This is a genomic window from Polyangium sp. y55x31 (assembly GCF_029946505.1).
Lineage (GTDB): Bacteria > Myxococcota_A > Polyangia > Polyangiales > Polyangiaceae > Polyangium.
Genome location: NZ_JARZHG010000004.1, coordinates 32040 through 49003 on the forward strand (window position 1 = coordinate 32040; position 16964 = coordinate 49003).

At 69.5% G+C, this 16964-nt stretch carries 18 protein-coding genes; 7 read left to right on the forward strand and 11 right to left on the reverse strand.

Features of this window, described 5'->3' with window-relative positions:
* Positions 1-105: 105 nt before the first annotated feature.
* From QHF84_RS09110 to QHF84_RS09145, 8 genes are all read right to left on the reverse strand, one after another.
* On the reverse strand, positions 106-255 hold the full coding sequence (locus QHF84_RS09110) for a hypothetical protein (protein WP_153823572.1): 150 nt from the start codon (positions 253-255) through the stop codon (positions 106-108).
* 176 nt (positions 256-431) lie between these two features.
* Positions 432-869 (reverse strand): NUDIX domain-containing protein, encoded by a 438-nt coding sequence (locus tag QHF84_RS09115; protein WP_281312817.1) that lies wholly within the window; start codon positions 867-869, stop codon positions 432-434.
* A complete protein-coding gene (locus QHF84_RS09120) occupies positions 866-2506 on the reverse strand; it encodes a transglutaminase-like domain-containing protein (RefSeq protein WP_281312818.1) in 1641 nt (546 codons plus the stop codon). Before QHF84_RS09120 ends, QHF84_RS09115 begins: the two co-directional genes overlap by 4 nt.
* 59 nt (positions 2507-2565) lie before the next feature.
* Positions 2566-3021 carry a nuclear transport factor 2 family protein gene (locus QHF84_RS09125; RefSeq protein ID WP_281312819.1) on the reverse strand — a complete coding sequence of 152 codons (456 nt, stop codon included), beginning with the start codon at positions 3019-3021 and terminating at the stop codon, positions 2566-2568.
* Between the two features lie 63 nt (positions 3022-3084).
* The gene (gene pcnB / locus QHF84_RS09130; RefSeq protein WP_281312820.1) at positions 3085-4392 is read right to left on the reverse strand and encodes a polynucleotide adenylyltransferase PcnB; all 1308 of its coding nucleotides are present in this window, start codon (positions 4390-4392) and stop codon (positions 3085-3087) included.
* A gap of 140 nt (positions 4393-4532) precedes the next feature.
* Positions 4533-5444, reverse strand: coding sequence for a serine/threonine-protein kinase (locus QHF84_RS09135; RefSeq protein WP_281312821.1), 912 nt, complete (start codon positions 5442-5444; stop codon positions 4533-4535).
* 49 nt (positions 5445-5493) lie between these two features.
* On the reverse strand, positions 5494-6504 hold the full coding sequence (locus tag QHF84_RS09140; RefSeq protein ID WP_281312822.1) for a glutamate--tRNA ligase family protein: 1011 nt from the start codon (positions 6502-6504) through the stop codon (positions 5494-5496).
* Between the two features lie 234 nt (positions 6505-6738).
* A complete protein-coding gene (locus QHF84_RS09145; protein WP_281312823.1) occupies positions 6739-7494 on the reverse strand; it encodes a hypothetical protein in 756 nt (251 codons plus the stop codon).
* A gap of 154 nt (positions 7495-7648) precedes the next feature.
* Here QHF84_RS09145 and QHF84_RS09150 point away from each other — a divergent pair, with 154 nt between their 5' ends.
* Positions 7649-8236 carry a hypothetical protein gene (locus QHF84_RS09150; RefSeq protein WP_281312824.1) on the forward strand — a complete coding sequence of 196 codons (588 nt, stop codon included), beginning with the start codon at positions 7649-7651 and terminating at the stop codon, positions 8234-8236.
* A complete protein-coding gene (locus tag QHF84_RS09155; protein ID WP_281312825.1) occupies positions 8233-8538 on the forward strand; it encodes a hypothetical protein in 306 nt (101 codons plus the stop codon). The genes QHF84_RS09150 and QHF84_RS09155 overlap by 4 nt, the downstream gene beginning before the upstream one ends.
* Positions 8539-8780: 242 nt before the next feature.
* Here QHF84_RS09155 and QHF84_RS09160 read toward each other — a convergent pair whose 3' ends face one another.
* Genes QHF84_RS09160 through QHF84_RS09170 form a run of 3 tightly spaced genes read right to left on the reverse strand, consistent with a single transcriptional unit; the run spans position 8781 to position 11198 of the window.
* Positions 8781-9317, reverse strand: coding sequence for a hypothetical protein (locus tag QHF84_RS09160; RefSeq protein WP_281312826.1), 537 nt, complete (start codon positions 9315-9317; stop codon positions 8781-8783).
* Between the two features lie 11 nt (positions 9318-9328).
* Positions 9329-9916, reverse strand: coding sequence for a hypothetical protein (locus QHF84_RS09165; RefSeq protein WP_281312827.1), 588 nt, complete (start codon positions 9914-9916; stop codon positions 9329-9331).
* A 58-nt stretch (positions 9917-9974) separates the two neighbouring features.
* Positions 9975-11198 (reverse strand): DUF1015 family protein, encoded by a 1224-nt coding sequence (locus QHF84_RS09170; protein ID WP_281312828.1) that lies wholly within the window; start codon positions 11196-11198, stop codon positions 9975-9977.
* A gap of 147 nt (positions 11199-11345) precedes the next feature.
* Here QHF84_RS09170 and QHF84_RS09175 point away from each other — a divergent pair, with 147 nt between their 5' ends.
* From QHF84_RS09175 to QHF84_RS09195, 5 genes are read left to right on the forward strand one after another with little or no spacing between them, the layout of a single operon-like run.
* Positions 11346-12917, forward strand: a complete 1572-nt coding sequence (locus tag QHF84_RS09175) for a helix-turn-helix domain-containing protein (RefSeq protein ID WP_281312829.1) — start codon at positions 11346-11348, stop codon at positions 12915-12917.
* Positions 12910-14358, forward strand: coding sequence for a glycosyltransferase family 39 protein (locus QHF84_RS09180; protein WP_281312830.1), 1449 nt, complete (start codon positions 12910-12912; stop codon positions 14356-14358). Before QHF84_RS09175 ends, QHF84_RS09180 begins: the two co-directional genes overlap by 8 nt.
* A gap of 22 nt (positions 14359-14380) precedes the next feature.
* Positions 14381-14707, forward strand: coding sequence for a TerB family tellurite resistance protein (locus QHF84_RS09185; protein ID WP_281312831.1), 327 nt, complete (start codon positions 14381-14383; stop codon positions 14705-14707).
* Positions 14708-14759: 52 nt separating this feature from the next.
* On the forward strand, positions 14760-15806 hold the full coding sequence (locus QHF84_RS09190) for a LysM domain-containing protein (protein ID WP_281312832.1): 1047 nt from the start codon (positions 14760-14762) through the stop codon (positions 15804-15806).
* Positions 15807-15808: 2 nt separating this feature from the next.
* On the forward strand, positions 15809-16945 hold the full coding sequence (locus QHF84_RS09195) for a serine/threonine-protein kinase (RefSeq protein WP_281312833.1): 1137 nt from the start codon (positions 15809-15811) through the stop codon (positions 16943-16945).
* Positions 16946-16964: the final 19 nt, after the last annotated feature.

Here is a 16964-nt window from a genome sequence, read left to right on the forward strand (position 1 = left end):
GCTTCGGAGCGAGGAGACTACCACGCCCGGCTCCCGCGCCGGAAACGGAAGAGCCTGCCGTTCGGGCAGGCTCTTCTGGGGCCTCTTCTCGACTTCCACTCGCCTTCATGACTCGCCGATATTTACCTCCGCGAAGAGCTCACCACCCCATCGCCAGAAGGCCACGGTGCGGCTGAATAGCAGGACCACTTCGAGGCCCAGGCCGCTGTCGAATTCGACGCGCCAGCGACCGGGGTCGACTTCGAGGATGCGCACGCAGATCAGGGGTGCAATCGATGGGCCACGGAGCCCCGGCGTGGCGCGCGGATTCCCACGTCCCTCACATGCGATTCATCCGTCCCAGGCGAAGGGCCGGCTTCCCGATGCGCGGCCCTTGCACGGGCATTGCGCAGGCCTCTGGCACCCCGCGTGGACGGTCCCGCCATTCGACCTCATTGCATGACGAGCGCCCGGGTCACCACGCGCCGAACGGCCTCGGTCACGCCGCGACGGCCGAGATCGTCCACACGCGAGAGAATCACCTCGCTCGCGTCGTCCCCCGCCCGTAGGTCGCCTCCCGTCCGGAGACAGGCATAATCGAGGATCACGTAATGGTACGGAGGATCGACGACCTCGACGACCTCGACGAGCGGACCGACCCTTACGACGAGCCCCGATTCCTCCAGGACCTCCCGAGCGACCGCGACCTCCAGCCGCTCGCCCGGTTCGACACGTCCGCCCGGCAAGGACCATGTCCCGGCCATCGGCGGATGCGCGCGGCGGACGAGCAAGATGCGCGGCTCGGCCTCGCCGCGATCGATCACCGCCGCCCCGACGGCGAGGCGTGGCGCGCCCTCGACGAACCTCGAAGGCGCGCCCGATACGTTCACTTCGTCTCCCCCGCCCCGCAACGCGCGCCGCCCGGCGTGCGCAGGACGAGCTCGTACTCGCCGAGCGAGAGCTCGCGCGGAATGACGACGGGCCCGTTGTACGCGCCCCGATCGTCGGTCGAAAGCGAGCCGACGACGATGCCCTCGGGCGCGGTGTTGCTGCGCAGAAGCACGTCGACGCGCACGTTCGGGCAAGCGCTGCCGCCGCTCTTCACCTCGCCGCGCAGGATCACCGGCAAGCCACGGCGCACGTCACGGCCGACCTCGCCCACCGTGATCTCCGCGGGCGGCGCATTCGGATCGACGGGCTCCGTCGCGCTCGGCGCGGGCTCGGGCGGCGTCGCGCTGGACGAGGTCGTCGCGCTCGGCGACGGCGTGCTGCCGTTCGTGCCGCCGTTCTGCGCGTTGCCGCTCTGGCCGCCGCTCTGGCGCGAGCGGTCGGCCATCTCCTGCCCGGAGTCCTGATTGTCCGGCCACGCGTAGGGATCGGGCGGCGGCTGATGCGCGGGCCGATCGTCCTGCTGTGACTCCATGTTCAGCGCGGCGCCGCCGAGGTCGATGCGATGCCAGATGCTCCCATCGAACGCCTCGACCCACGCGTGCGCCTCGTTGACGACCATGCGCGCGGGCAGGCCGATGTTGAGCGCCGTCACGAGGAAAGCGAACGAGCGATGTCGGCAGACGCCTTTCCGCGTGAGCGCGAGGTCGAGGTAGATGTCCTCGCGCCCGCGCGGCGGATCGTCGGAGGGCTCGAACGAGCGGAAGTAGCTGACCATCTTTTCGAGCGCGTCGCGCGGGCGCATCGCGCGCGAGATGCCGATCGCGTCGGCGACCTGGGCGAAGGCCACGCGGTGCGCGGTGGGCTGCGGCGGCACGAGCCGCTCGAGCTCGCTCCAGCCGACGTCGGCGAACGCGCTGCCGAACGTGGCGCGCGGGATGCCGAGCTGGACCACGAGGCGCACCTCTTTGCGATCGTGTCCGCGGACGAACCAGTTGTCGGCGCCGTCGCGGACCACCTCGATACGCGTCTCGGGGTTCGAGCTCAGGCGCAGGAGGCGCGTGCCGGGCCCGACGTTCGGGATGCGCACGGGCTGGTCGGGGACGAGGCCGACGGAGAAGTCGCCGTAAAATGTCTCCTCGCCGGGCGCGAGCGCGCCGCCGATCGGGATCGGGCGGAGGGTCTTGTCGCGGACGGCGAGGGTGTAGTCGTCGAGGACGGCGTCGAAGGCGCGCAGGCGCTTGAAGGGCGCGGTGGAGGGCGTGAAGGGATCTTCGTAGTTCTCGACGTTGGGGCGGCGCGTGTCCCGGTCGGGCTCGTAGGTGGACTCGGGGGTGTCGTCGGTGGTGGAGCCGCCGTAGAGGTTTCTCGCGTCGGGCGGCCTTCGCGGATCGGGCGCGGTGGCGATGCCGCTCGGCGTCTGCACCGCGGCGGGCAGATCCCCGTCGATGGTCGTCGTGCTCCACGAGAGGTTCTCCTGCGGATCGGGCGGGAGAAACTCGTGCAGGATCGTGCTCTGCGCGTCGACCGTGCCCGAGAGGGCGATCGTCGCGGCGAGGACGAAGGGCACGAACGGCAGGCGCGCGAGGGCGCGGCGAACACGCGAGCGGGCGGGAAATGGAGGAGGAGCCACGCGCATGACGTTCCGGTAGTGAACCACGAAGGCCGCGGAAGTTCCACGCGAGGCGCGTGATCACGTCAGGGCGAGGAAAAGTGGACGATGAGCGAGGCGATCTTCCAGGCGCCTCCTACGCGACGGTACTTTTCCTCGTAGCTGCCGAAATACATGAGTCGCGTGGCGTCCTTCGGTTCGCGCGGGACGCTGTGCGCGACGAACGACCACGTCCCCTCCGCGGTGTCGCCGTCGACGGAGAGGATCGGGTTCAGCACGTGGTGGGCGGCCCAGCGCGAGCCCGCAGGCAGCACTTCCGCGAAGGCGCGGTAGAGGGCCTCCTTGCCGGCGAACTTGCCGAAGAAGCCGTAGTCGGTCGTGGCGTCGTCGGTGAACAGGTCCAAAAGAGCGCGTGCGTTCTCGGCGCTCGGCGTGATGAGGCAACGATCGGCGAGGACGGCGTACTGCGCCTTGAGCGTGCGGAGCGCTTCGAGCGATTCGAGCCGATCGATGCGCGAGGGAAGGTCGTTCGAGCTTGTCATCGCGGGTCCTCCTGTCGTGTGGGACACCGCGGAGCGTATCAAAGCGAACCGCTCGTCGAGCGCTTACCGCCGTCCGCGGTGGGACGGATGCGGCCGCTCGCGATGGTGGTGCGGCAGCGACGTCGAGGGCCCGGAGCCGCGGAATCGTTCGAGCGCGGCCGTCGGCTCGCCGCGGGCCGTGAGGTCGGCGAAGGCGACCTCGAGCGCCGCCTGGAAGAGCTCGGTGCGGGCGAAACGACCGGCGCGGCCGGCGGAGAGGCGCGGCATGACGCCGATGATGCGGCGGATGCCGTCGGCGTACCGTCGCGAGAGCGCGAGCCGCTCGATGAGCGGTTCGAGGAAATCCGCCACGGCGGCGCCCCGATCACGCGCGCCTTCGCACGCTTCCTTGAGCGGCTCGAGCAGGAGCAAGGTCCAGAGGACGGTGTCGTCGAGCGGACCCGACTCCGCGGTGCGCCGATCGATGTACTCGAGCAAGCGCCACTGCCGCACGCCCGGACCGTCCTCGCGGTCCTCGTCGTAGAGCAACGAGGAGAGCTCGGGCAAGAGCACGTCGAGCACGCCGGTCTCCCACGCGAGGTAGATCGTCCGGCGCGCCTGGCCGCCGCGCAAGAGGCGCAGGATCTCCTCCGAGAGGCGCGGGCGCGCCGCGAGCGCGAGGGCCTCGCGGCAGAAGACGATGGCGTCGTAGACGTCGGGCGTGATCGCGAAGCCGAGCCTGCCTGCGAACTTGAGCGCGCGCAGGATGCGCACCGGGTCTTCGCGGAAGCGCGTCTCGGGATCGCCGATCGTGTGCACCACGCGGCGCTCGACGTCGGCCATGCCGCCGACCCAGTCGAGGATCTGACGCGCCTCGATGTCGTAGAACAGCGCGTTCATGGTGAAGTCGCGCCGCATGGCATCTTCGCTCGCGACGCCGAACGCGTTGTCGCTGCGGATGAGCAGCTCGGTCGACTCGTCCGCGTCGTCCTTGGGGTTCCGACGGAACGTGGCGACCTCGATGACCTTGCCGCCCTGGAAGAGGACGTGCACGAGGCGGAAGCGGCGGCCGATGATGCGGGAGTTGCGGAAGAGCTCGCGCACCTCCTCGGGCCGCGCGCTCGTCGCGACGTCGAAATCTTTGGGGCTCCGATCGAGCAGGAGGTCACGGACGCAGCCGCCGACGAGGTACGCCTCGTGGCCGTGACGCGTCAGGCGCCGGATGACCTTCTGCACGTCCGGGTCGATGCGCGCCTCGTCGAAAGAGACGTCGTAACGACGCGCGGGCTCGGACGGCGGGAGCGGCGCCGGGCCGACGGTGTAGCTCGGCTCGATGTCGGCCTCGGCGAAATCGGGGAGTGGATTCAGAGGAGAGGGGGTCGTTCGCCCCATGGCTTCCATGCGGCTCGTGGGAGTGTTGCTCGGCTCGTCCGAGCGCTTTGCACGGCCTGGGCCGCCCTTCGAGAGGATTCACCGCGTCTAGCAGGGGACGGCCCCGGGGGCAAATGTCCACCGCAGAACGGTGACAAATCTTACCGTAAAGCCCGTCCTTCGGGGGTGTCGCGCAGGGCCTCGGCCATGGCGGCGGCCGATCCGTAGCGCCGGTCCGGGTCCTTTTCGAGCGCGCGGACGACCACGGCTTCGAGCGCGGTCGAGGCTTCGAGCGCGGCGTTCACCGATCGGAGCTGCGGCGGGCGCTCGGTCGCGTGTTTCTCGGCGACGACCGCGGCAGGACCCACGAACGGCGGCCGCCCCGCGAGCATCTCGAAGAGCACGACGCCGAGCGCGTAGATGTCCGCGGTCGGCTGCGCGAGCTCGCCCGCGGCTTGCTCCGACGGCATGTACTCGGGCGTGCCCACAGCCGAGCGTCGCGTGGTGATGCGGAATGTGCCTTGGCCGCCCGGATCGCCGTCGATCCAGGCGAAGCCGAAGTCGAGCAGCTTGACGAGCTCGCGCCCGTCCGGCGCGTGTACGAGGAAGATGTTCTCGGGTTTGACGTCGCGATGCACGACGCCGGACGCGTGCGCGGCGGCGAGGGCGAAGGCGGTGTCGACGGCGATGCGCGTGGCGCGGACGGGAGAGAGAGCGCGCGCGTAGGAGAGCGTGTCGGCGAGGTCGAGGCCGACGAGCAGCTCGGCGACGAAGTACGGCAGGTCGTTCGGCAAGGTGCCGAAGTCGTAGATGGAGAGGACGCGCGGATCGACGATGCGAGTCGCGGCGGCGACCTCGCGATGGAAGCGCGCGCGAAGCATCTCGTTCGTCTGGTGCTCGGGGCGGAGCACCTTCACGGTGACGCGAGGCCCGCGGTGTGCGCCGCGCGCGAGCCCTTCGGCGACGTAGACGTGACCCACGCCGCCGCTGCCGAGGTACTGGATGACGCGGAAGCGCTTGTCGATGACGGCTCCGATGAGCGCATCGGACGTGGCAGAGCTCTCGCGGTGCATCGGCAATCCATCCTACCGCAGCCGGCGCGCGCCGGGGCGATGCATCGCATCACGCGTGTGCGAGGATCGTCGACACGCGCACGGATTCACGAGGCAAGCGCGACCAGTCGAGCGTCTCGGCGAGGGCTTCGAGCGGCGCTTCGGCGTCGCGGAGGTCGTGTCCGTACGCGCGAGCGATGGCGCGCACGAGCGCGCGCGGGTCGCTCCCTGCGGCGCGGTGATCACGGAGCGCCATGAGCTTGTCACGCTTGGCGAGGCGGCTGCCGTCGTCGGCGACGAGCAAGGGGACGTGCGCGAAGGTGGGGTTCGGGGCGAAGGGCGCCGCAAGGCGACCCGAAGCCCCGAGCGTCGAACCGAGCGGTGTTCCGTGCAGGAGGTTTCCGAGGAGGATCTGCCGCGCGGAGGAGCTCGCGAGGTCACCGCCGCGCACGACGTCGGTGATCTGCATGTGGACGTCGTCGACGACGACGGCGAGCTGATACGCGAAGACGCCGTCGCCGCGACGAAGGACGAAGTCGCCGGTCACGTCGCCCACGTGCTCGGTGTACGTGCCGAGCACGCGGTCGTGGACGGTGACGAGCGCGCGGTCGTCGTCGGGCACGGCGAGGCGCACGGCGGGCGGGCGGCGGAAGTCACGCTTCTGCATGCCGAAGGGCCTGCACGTGCCGGGATAGCGCGGACCTTCCTCGCCGGCGTGCGGCGCGCTGGCGGCGCGGGCGATCTCGGCGCGGGAGCAGTCGCAGTAATAGACGAGCCCACGCGCGGCGAGGTCGTCGAGGGCGGCTTCGTAGCGCGCGAGGCGCTCGGATTGGACGTAGGGCGCGAAAGGACCGCCGAGGTCGGTGGATTCGTCCCAGCGAAGGCCGAGCCAGGCGAGGTCGTCGAGGATGGCCTCGGCGGCGCCGGGGACGACGCGCGGGCGGTCGATGTCTTCCATGCGGAGGACGAGGGCGCCGCCCGCTTGTTTGGCGGCGGCGGCGCAGAAGATGGCGGCGGCGGCGCTGCCGAGGTGGAGGGCGCCGGTGGGAGAGGGGGCGAATCGGCCGCGATAGGCGGGCATGGTGGGGCGAACAGGACTGAACCACCCGCGAGGCAGGTCGTCGAGGGTTCGAAGGGGTTTCGAACCACCGGCGAGCCGGGTCGGCGGCGGTTCCAGGTGGTTTCGAACCAGCGGCGAGCCAGGTCGGCGGCGGTGCGACGAGGTTTCGAACCACCTGGAAGCCGGGTCGACGGCGGTGCGAAGTGGTTTCGAACCACCTGAGAGCCGGGTCGGCGGCGGTGCGAAGTGGTTCGACTAGGCCTTTTCGGGGGTGTTGGCGGCGGGGGCGCTCCTCGCGCGGGCGTCGGCCTTCTTCTCGGCGTCACGGAGCGGCCCAAAGACGAGCGCCTCGGTGGCGGGCGCGAGCTCGGCGAGCTCGCCGTCGGCGATGAGGGCATTGACGACGCGAATCCACCGATTGCGCGCCTTGACGAGCGCCGTCCCGGAGGCGAGCTCGGATTGCTCGGCGAGGAGGCGGCCCTTTTCGTCCTCGCGCTCGCCGAGCTGTTTGCCGAGGGCGATCCACTCTTCGAGGTACTCCGTGAGGGACTTCTGCGCGGCCCCCTGGCCGATGAAAATGGAATTCGTGCGCGCCTTGATCGCGGGCGTGAGGCGCTCGGCGAGCTGCTGGGCCTGACCGGCCTGGGCGCGATAGGTCTTTTGCAGGCTGGGGAGGCCGTCGGGAATGAGGAGGTCGCGGAGCTGGATGAGATCAGCCCCGGCGTCGCCGCCGAGGAGCTCGGCCGTGGAGGTGAGGAACCCGAAGACGCCGCGGATGATCGAATCGTGCCGGACGTCGATCCTGGCCTCCTCGGCGCTGATCTCGTCGAGCCGCGGATTCTTGGAGGGCTGCGCCGCGACGGCAAGAATGGAATGGATCTCGTCGATACGGGGGAGCTTGGCGGAGAGATCGGGGTTTCCGAGAATGGCGGCGCGGACGGGGGATTGGGGGTCGGTCCAGGTGGCGGAGACCTGGAGCATTTCTTCGGTTTGGAGGTGTTTGAGGGCCATGGAGAATGGCCGAGATGGTATCATGGAACACCGTAGGAAGGCAAGAGTTCGTTGCGTGGCCTACGGGAAGCTTGACAGGGGCGAGGGGGACGTGGCTTGCTGCAACGACAGGTCGGGGCCTACTGAGTAGGGCTTGCTGTAGAGGCAACCAGGCATGAGCGAAGACTCCCTTGGTGTTGCAAAACAAGTCGTGGAGTTGGCGAAGGATCTGGCTGGTGCTTTGGTACCGGAATCGTCCAAACAAGCCGACAGCACGGGCCGAGCGACGCGCGGAGGACCACTCCTCCTCATTGGGCGCCTTTATATTGGACTGACGACTATCGCTGCGCTCGCTGCTACGGCAGCTGCTTACATCGATAGACACAGCAGCGAACCCCCCTCCTGGGGAGTCACGGCGCTGCGTTGTTTGGTCTTGGGTGCAGTCGCAGTCGGCCTGCTTGGTGGTGCAGGCCTTGTGGTCTTCCTAGCAAGACGTCACCCATCGTATCTGTACAGCCCCACCGAGTTTGCGTCTGAAGTACACGCTCAACTCATGGTTCAGGGAGAACCACAGGGAACAGCGAAGCCTGCGCAAGATCAACCAAACGTGGGGAGTAAGCAGGCGCCAGCGTCGAAGACTGCGAGTACGAACAAGTCTACACCGGCGCAGAGCAAGAAGAACAAGGCCAACGAGAAAAACAAAGTCAAAAAAGAACTCCAAGAGGAACCACCGGGCGAGGAACAAGAGGAGCCCGAGTCGTGATCTATCTCGTCACGCTTGAACGCAGGCCAGTACGGGTGATGCCGGATTTCGTCAAAGCCATCCGAGACAATTCTAGTTACTATTGGAAAGCAATGACGAATGTCTGGGTTGTCGACACCGCCATGTCTGCAAAACAATTGTATCGGGCGCTCAAGCAGCACATTGCGGCAGCAGACCTCGTCTTGGTAGTGCAAATTCGCCCTGAATACGCAGGACGTCTAAACAAACAGACGTGGGCTTGGCTCAACACTTCGCGAAACAACGGCGACTTTGAGCGCGACAGCATGGACGACTACGAATAAGCGCATCTCGGAGAGAGCGAACGCGCCGCCGAGCCGGCGCTGCGCACATTCGGCTGTCTTGGCCCTCCTCCCCAACGCGACCCCACGGACCCAGAGGATGCGGGGTCGGTCCAGGTGGAGGAGACCTGGAGCAGTTCTTCGGTTTGGAGGTGTTTGAGGGCCATGGAGAATGGCCTGGACGGTATCATGGGATACCACAACAAGGCAAGAAGAGCGTGTCGTGGCCTACGGTGGCGGTCCGGTCAGCCCTGGCCGATCGGCCGGCCTGCCTTCTCCATCATCTCGACCACGCTCGCCTCCAGGCGCTCCCGATACGCAGTGAGCTCCTCCACGAGGAGCCGGATCTCGCGCTCCACGTCCTTGAGCATCTCCATCTTTTCGAGGCCCTCGCGCATTCGCACGATATCGGCGTGCCGGACGTCGAGTCCTCCCTCCTCCATGAGGGAATCGAACTGCTCCGGCTGCGAGGCGAGCTCGTCCAAGACTTCCTTCATCTGCTCCGCACGCGCTTCGGTCATGGGCTTCATTCGCGCGCGCTCCTCGGGCGTGAGCCGCCTCCGGAGCAGCGGGAGCATCGCCATCAGCTCCTGCAGGTGGCGCTGGCCCTGCTCGTGATCGAGCACGGGCCTCGGGCCGGGGGCGTCTTCGAGCGTCATTCCCACCTCCACGGCGAGGGCGCGGCGTTGCTCGCGAAGGAATGCCACCACGAGGTCGACACGACGGCGCATCTCGGAGACCGTGAGCGCGTCGAGCCGTTCTTGGAGATCTTCGTCCGCCATCGAAATCGCTCCTACCGCCCCCGCTCGTAATCCTTGGCCGCGCGTTCGACGATATCCCAATCACGCGCCGCCCGCTCCGATTCGGCCACGAGGTCCGCCGTGAACAACGTGAGCCCCCAGATCCCATTCTCGCGCTTCCGGAACCCATACCGCGTCCCGCGCGCCGTCTCCACGGTCGCCCGCTCGCCCACGATTTCGACCTTCGCCATTCCGGACAAATCCCGCCGGAGCCGCGTCACGAATCCCTTTTTCGTCGCGAGATCCACCCACACGTCCGCCCCGTCCTCGGCCGTCGCGTGCGTCCGGTACGCGTCGAGCAGCCGCGTGCGCTCGGGCTCGGGGTAGGCCTGCGTGATACGCTCGCTCGCCTTCTTGCGATAATCGCGAATGCTGTAGGCGGCGTGCTGCGCCGAATCTTCGAGGTAATGGAAGCAGGTGCGGGCGTCGCCTTGCGAGAGGTTGAAGGCGATGCGCAGGTAGGCGCCCTCGGGCGTGGTGTCCGGCGGGAAACGAGACGCCGACCAGAAGATGTAGCCGCCGCCGCCGAGCGTGAAGAGGGCGAGACCGGCGGCGAGGGCTTGGCGGCGAGAGAGGGGCATCGGTGGGGTCAGCGACTCGTTTCCACGTGGAAGGCCGCTCGGCAAGCGGCCGGGCGCATCAGAACGTGTGCACGAACAGCCCGCTCCGGAGCTTCGGCTCGAACCACGTGCTCTTCGGCGGCATGAGCAGGCCCGCGTCGCTCACCGCGAAGAGCTGCTCGATCTGCGTCGGATAGAGGTGCAGGCCCAAGGTGAAGTCGCCCGCGTCGACGCGCCGTTCGAGCTCGCCGTAGCCGCGGATGCCGCCCACGAAGTCGACGTGCTTGTCCCGGCGCGGGTCCTTCACGCCGAAGATCGGGCCGAGGATCAGGTCCTGCGCGATCGAGCAGTCGAGCGAGGCGACCGGGTCCTCGGCCCGCGCAGGATCCTGCGGGGCGCGCAGGAGGTACCACTTGCCCGCGAGGTACGCGCCGAAGGTGCGCGGCTCGGGCGGGGTCGCGGCGAGGCCGTCGGGGCGCGGCTCGACCTGCATCACGGAGGCGAGGCGCTCGAGGATCGCCTCGGGCGAGCGGCCTTCGAGGTCCCGCACGACGCGGTTGTACGGCATGATCTTCATCTGGTCGTGGGGGAAGACGACCGCGAGGAAGACGTCGTGCTCGCGGCCGTCGCCGCGGTAGATCTGGTGGACGCGCGCCGCCGCGGCGCTGCGGTGGTGGCCGTCGGCCACGTAGAGACACGCGACCTCCTCGAAGCGATCTTCGAGCGCGCGCGTGGCGTCGCGGCCGAGCACCCAGAAGCGATGGCCGACGCCGTCCTTCGTGGTGAAGTCGTAGATCGGCGGCGCCTCGGTCGAGGCCCGGACGAGCGCGTCGATCGTCGGGTCCTTGCGATACGTGAGGAAGACGGGCTCGTCGTGCGCGGCGAGCTCGTCGATGTGGCGCGTGCGGTCGTCTTCCTTGTCGGCCCGGGTTTTCTCGTGCTTCTTGATCGTGTCGGCGAGGTACTCGGAGACGGCCGCGCAGCCGACGACGCCGATCTGCCGGTGGTCGCCCATGGTCTGCGCGTAGAGGTAGAGGTGCGGCTCGGGGTCCTGCGTCAGCGCGCCCTCGGCGATGAGCTTCGCCAGGTTCTTCGCGCCCATGGCGTAGACCGCGTCGTCGTGCTCGTCCGTGCCCTCGGGGAGGTCGATCTCGGGCCGCGAGACGTGCAGGAAGCTCGCCGCGTTGCCCTCGGCGAGCTTGCGGGCCTCGGCCGTGGAGATGACGTCGTACGGCGGGCTCGCGACCTCGGGGGCCAAGGAGGGCGGGGGGCGGAAGGCGCGGAAGGGGCGGACTTTGGCCATGCGCCTGCGGTTAGCCCGGTTGGGTCCGGGTGTCGAGACGGGCGCGTCCTGGGCTGACGAAGCAGATCCTGTGGTACACGTCCGGGCGTGCCCGTGCCCGGAGATGACGATAGCGAGCGGCTGACCCCAACGATCCCGCCGCCGCCCATGATCGAGTCGCCCTCGGGCGCCCGCACGCGGCGGGTGATCGCCGTGGGAGGCGGGCGCGGCGGCGTCGGCAAGACGCTGCTCACCGTGAACCTCGGCGTCTACTTCGCTCAGCTCGGCCGCGAGGTCGTCGTCTGCGACACCGATCCGTTCGGCTCGAACCTGCACGGCGTGCTCGGCCTGGAGACGCCGCCGCTCGTGACGAGCGAGGCCCTCGAAGAAGGCAAAGCCAAGCCCGTGAGCACGATCGTCCCGGGCCTGCGCCTCCTGCCCACGGCCTACGATCCGATGACCGCGACGCCGATCCGCCCGAACCGCGGATCACACTGGGCGCGGCAGATCGAGAAGCTCGACGTCGACTACGTCCTCCTGAACCTCGGCGCCTCGACGACGGCCTCCACGCTGGATCTCTTCCTCCAGGCTGACGTGGGCATCTGCGTGACGGCGCCCGAGCCGCTCGCGATCGAGACGACCTACCGCTTCTGCCGCGCGCTCTACCTGCGCGTGCTCCGGCGCGCGCTCACGAAGGAGCGCTTCAAGCTGCGCCTCGTCGAGCGCGTGATCGCGGCGCTGCCGCCGCTCGCCCCGCCGCCCACGATCGTCGCCGAGATCAAGCGCTACGACGACGGCGTGGCCAAGGTCGCGGCCGAGGAGATGACCCGCATCGCCGCGCAGCTCGTCGTCGGTCAGACGCGCCTGCGCTCGGACCTCGACCTCGGCATGAGCATGTCCGTCATCGCCGAGCGCTTCCTCGGCATCTCGCTCGACTACCTCGGCCACATCGAGCACGACGACGCCGTGTGGCTCACGGTGCGGCGCAGGCAGCCGCTCCTCATCGACAGCCCCACCTCGAAGAGCGCGCGCAACATCGAGCGCGTCGCGCGCCGCATCCTCGCGCTGCTCGCCGCGCAGAGCACCCGCGGCGGCTCGCTCCCTCCACGCGCGCCCGCCGCCCACGCGCGCGCCGGCGCCCTGCCCGCCACGCTCTACGAGGTCCTCGGCGTCCCGCGCACCGCGGCCGACGACGAGATCCGCCGCGCCGTGAAGCGCCAGCGGGAGATCTTCCGCGAGGGCAGCCTGCCGCTTTGCTCCGTCGTCGCACCCGAGGTCTTGCAGAAGGTGCAAGCGCGCATCGAAGAAGCCCACGACACCCTGCTCGATCCGGTGCGCCGCCGCGCCTACGACCTCTCCACGTTCCCGGACGACACGCCCGCCACGGTCGTGCCGCAGCGCAGCAGCAACGCCGCGCAGATGGCCGAGCTCGCGATGCTGCAGGCCGAGCTCGCGCGCGAGATCAACGCCGAGACCCAGTTCACGGGCGCGCTCTTGCGCAAGGTGCGCGAGTCGCAGGGGATCGAGATCGCCGAGATCGCGCAGCGCACGAAGATCAACATCGCGCACCTCAACGCGATCGAGAACGAGTCGTTCGGGGACCTGCCCGCGCTCGTGTACGTGCAGGGCTTCGTCCAGCAGGTCGCCAAGCACCTGAAGCTCGACCCGGCGCAGGTGGCGAAGACGTACACGCGAAGGCTGCGGGATCTCTCCCTCGGGCGCGCGAGGGGCAGTGGATAAGCCTTCGGACGAAGGACGGGATCGGCTCTTCTCGGCCGCCCTCTTCGTGCTGGCGCTCCTTCCGCGCCTCTACGTCGCCATCGCCTGGGCCCGCGAGCCCGTGTGGGACGGGCACTATTACGACTTCGGCGCGCGCCGCATCGCCGAGGGCTTCGGCTACTCCGACGACGTCGTCATCGGCGGAGCGCGCGTCTGGCACCCCTGGTGCCACTACCCCGTCGGCTACAGCGGCTTCCTCGCGATCTTCTACCGCCTCTTCGGCGCAGGTCCCGCGACCGCGCCCGTGGTCAACGCCGTCACGGGCGCGCTCGTCGCGGTGCTCGTGCACAGGCTCGCGCGATACGCGACCACGAAGAACCGCGCGCGCGCCGCGGGCCTCTTCTGCGCGCTCGATCCGGGCCTGATCGTGTACGCCGCGCTCGTGATGACCGAGCCGCTCGCCGCGCTCGGCCTCGTCGCGGCCGGATGGCTCGTCGCGCGGGACGCGAAGACCAAGCCGATACGCGGCGCGCTGCTCGCGGGCCTCACGCTCGGCCTGACCACGCTCGTCCGGCCGCAGAGCCTGCTCTGCGCGCCGGCGCTCGGCTTGTTCACCCTGGGCGACGGCACGCTCCGTACGAGGCTGAAGAAGGGCGTCCTCACGGCTGGGATCGCGCTCACGACCGCCGTGCTCGTCGTCGTTCCCTGGACCGCGCGCAACTGCCGCGTGATGGACGGTTGCGCCTTCGTCTCGACGAACGCCGGGTGGAACCTCGCGATCGGCGCTTCCCCGCGCGCCACGGGCCGCTTCGAGACGCTGCGCGCGAGCGACGGCTGCAAGGTCGTCACGGGCCAGGTCCAGCAGGATCAATGCTGGCGCGACGAGGGCCTGCGCTGGATCGCGAACGACCCGATCCGGTGGCTCTCGCTCGTCCCGAAGAAGCTCGGCCACACCTTCGATCACGAGTCGTTCCCGATGGGCTACCTCGGCGAGGCGAACCCCGCGGCCTGGCCCGAGCCGCGCAAAGCCACGGGCCGCGCCGTGCTCACCGCCGTCCACGTCGCGCTGCTCGCGTTCGCCGCGCTCGGCCTCGTCGCCTCTCCGCTCGGGCGTCTGCCGCTGCGCGCGCGCCTCACGCAGATCGCCGCGCTCCTCGCCGTCGTCGGCGTCGTGCTCCACGGCATCCTCTCGGACGCTCACCCGTTCTGGCCGCTCGCCGTGCTGATCGTGCTCTTCGGCGCCTTGCCGCTCCCGGGCGCGCCGGCCCGCAACGCGGCCATCGGCTACCTCGTCTTTGCCGTCGCCACCGTGGCGCTCACGCACGCGGTGTTCTTCGGCGAAGACCGCTATCACGTGGTGATCACGCCGGTCCTCTGCTTGCTCGCGGCCCTCGCGTGGAGGCCGTCCGGAGCGCTCGCCGCTCCCTCACACCGAGCCGCAGACGTTCCCCCACGGTCCTGACCAGGTCTGATAGAGTACCGTCATGTTGAAGAACCTGAGCCGCGAGGATCGTCTTCAGGTGATGCGTTTCGTGTGCTCGTTCGCGTGGGCGGACCTCGAGGTCAAGCCCAAGGAGCGCGCCCTCGTCCACAAGATGGTCAAGGAGTTCGAGCTCGACCCAGACGAGGCGAAGCAGGTCGACGGTTGGCTGAAGGTGCCGCCGCGCGCCGAGGAGGTCGACCCGGCCGCGATCCCGGCCGCGCACCGGAAGATGGTGCTCGACGCCGCACGCCGGATCATCAAGGCCGACGGGAACGTGGACCCGGAAGAGGCGGAGAGCTTCTCGCTCCTGGAACAGCTCCTCGCGTAAACGTTCGTGTAACCGTTCGCCACCCCCAGCGTCCGTCTGGTACGCTCGGCGCGTGCTTCGCCAAGGTCTCGGTCGCCGGCACGGGCCGTGGGGGATCACGCTCGCGTGCGTGGCGACCACGCTCGCCCTCACGCTCGCCCCTGCGAGACCCGCCGACGCATTCCCGCACGTCGTCCGCTCCGGCGAGACGCTCGCCCAGATCGCCGAGCGCGTGTACGGCCGCGTCGAGATGGAGCAGATCCTCGTCGCGGCGAACTCCCTCGACGCGGGCCGGGGCCTGTCGATCGTGCCCGGCATGCGCCTGGAGATCCCGTCGGTCGGGCATCACCGCGTCACCGCCGGCGAGACCTGGACCTCGCTCGCCGACACGCTGCTCGGCCACCCCGAGCGCAGCGACGTCCTCGCCTTCGCCAACGAAGCGAAGCCCTGGATCCAGCCCACCGAAGGCCAGGAGATCCGCGTCCCCTACAACCTGCGCTACGTCGCCGGCCCGGGCGACTCGACGCTGACCGTCGCCTACCGCTTCCTCGGCCAGCGCGACAAGGCGTGGATGCTCGATCGGTACAACCGCCTCGGCGGCGAGTCGCTGCAGCGCGGCGACGTGGTGCTCGTGCCGCTCACCGAGCTCGAGCTCACGGCCGAAGGAAAGGCCCTCGCCGCGAGCGCGGGCGCGCTCGTCCGCTCGGAAGGCGCAGGCCAGGCGCGGGAAGCGCAGCGGCGCGCCGAGGTCGAGCTGCCGCAGCTCGCCGCCGATGTCCGAAACGGCCGCTACGTCGACGCCGTCACGCGTGGCAACCGTCTGCTCGGCTCCGGCGACCTCTCGCGCACGCAGCTCGCCCAGATCCAGCAGCGCCTCGTCGAGGCCTACGTCGCGCTCGACGCCCAAGGCCTCGCCGAGACGGCCTGCCTCGCCTGGCGCGAGGCCGATCCCTCGCTCGTCCTCGACCCGATCGAGCTCTCGCCGAAGATCGTGCGTGCCTGCACGAACGCGAGCACGCTCGGCGCCGCGGCTCCGCCTGCCGCCGTGATCCCGTCCGTCCCTGCATCCGCATCCGCGGCCCCCTCCTCACCGCGCCGCTCGCCCGTCGGAGGTCGGTAGGCGTGGAACAAGGCGAGACGCGCGCCCCGATCTCCTCCGACGCCGAGTACCTCGCGCCGGGCCGCCTCGTCGCCTCGCGGTACACCGTCGGGACCGTCGTCGGCGAAGGCGCCAGCGGCATCGTCTACGTCGCCACGGACGGCGAGACGGGCGCGCAGGTCGCGCTGAAGGTCATCCACCGGAGCCTCTGCTTCGATCCGCTCTTCTCGCGCCGCTTCACGCGCGAGGCCTCGATCCTGAAGCAGCTCGAAGGCAACCACATCGTGCGCCTGCTCGACGTCACCGAGGACGACGGCCTGCCCGTGCTCGTGCTCGAGTACGTCGAAGGCCTCTCGCTCGAAGCGGTCTTGCGCAAGCACAGGTTCACGATCGAGGAGGCCGTGGAGATCACGCTCCAGATCTGCGCCGCGCTCGGCGCCGCGCACGCGGGTGGCTTCGTGCACCGCGACCTCAAGCCCGGCAACGTGATCATCCAGGGCGAGCTCGGCACCGGCCGCGTGCCCATGGTCTGGGTCGTCGACTTCGGCCTCGGCAAGGCCTTGCACCGGGATCCCTCGGGCACCTCGCTCACCGAGCGCAACATGATCCTCGGCACGCCCGAATACATGTCGCCCGAGCAGGTCCGCGGCGACGAGCTCGATCATCGCTGCGACATCTACGCGGCCGGCGTCCTGCTCTTCGAGATGCTCACGGGCCGCGCGCCGTACACGGGCAAGACGCCCATCGCGGCCATGACCGCGCACCTCACCGAGCCCGTGCCCTCGCCGCGCGCTTCGAGCCCCGATCGCGACATCCCGCCCGCGCTCGAAGCCGTCGTCCATCGCGCCCTCGCCAAAAACCCCGACGAGCGGTACGAGACCGCGCGCGCCTTTGCCGAGGCCCTCTCCGCCGCGCGCGACGAACACCACGTCATCGCGCCTGCCGCCGTGGACGACGCCGACGCGATCGCCACGGGCGACACCGAGCTCGAGCTCCGCACGGCCGTCGCGAAGGCCGTCGCGCTCGAGCCGAAGCCTGCATCGACGACGAAGGCCGCCGCGGAGCGCCCGGGACAGCCCGTGCGATGGCCGTGGATCCTCGTGGCGGTCTTGCTCGCGGCGGTGGCGATCGCCGTCGGCGCGATGGCGGGCGCGCGGTAGACACGCGGGCCGCGTATCG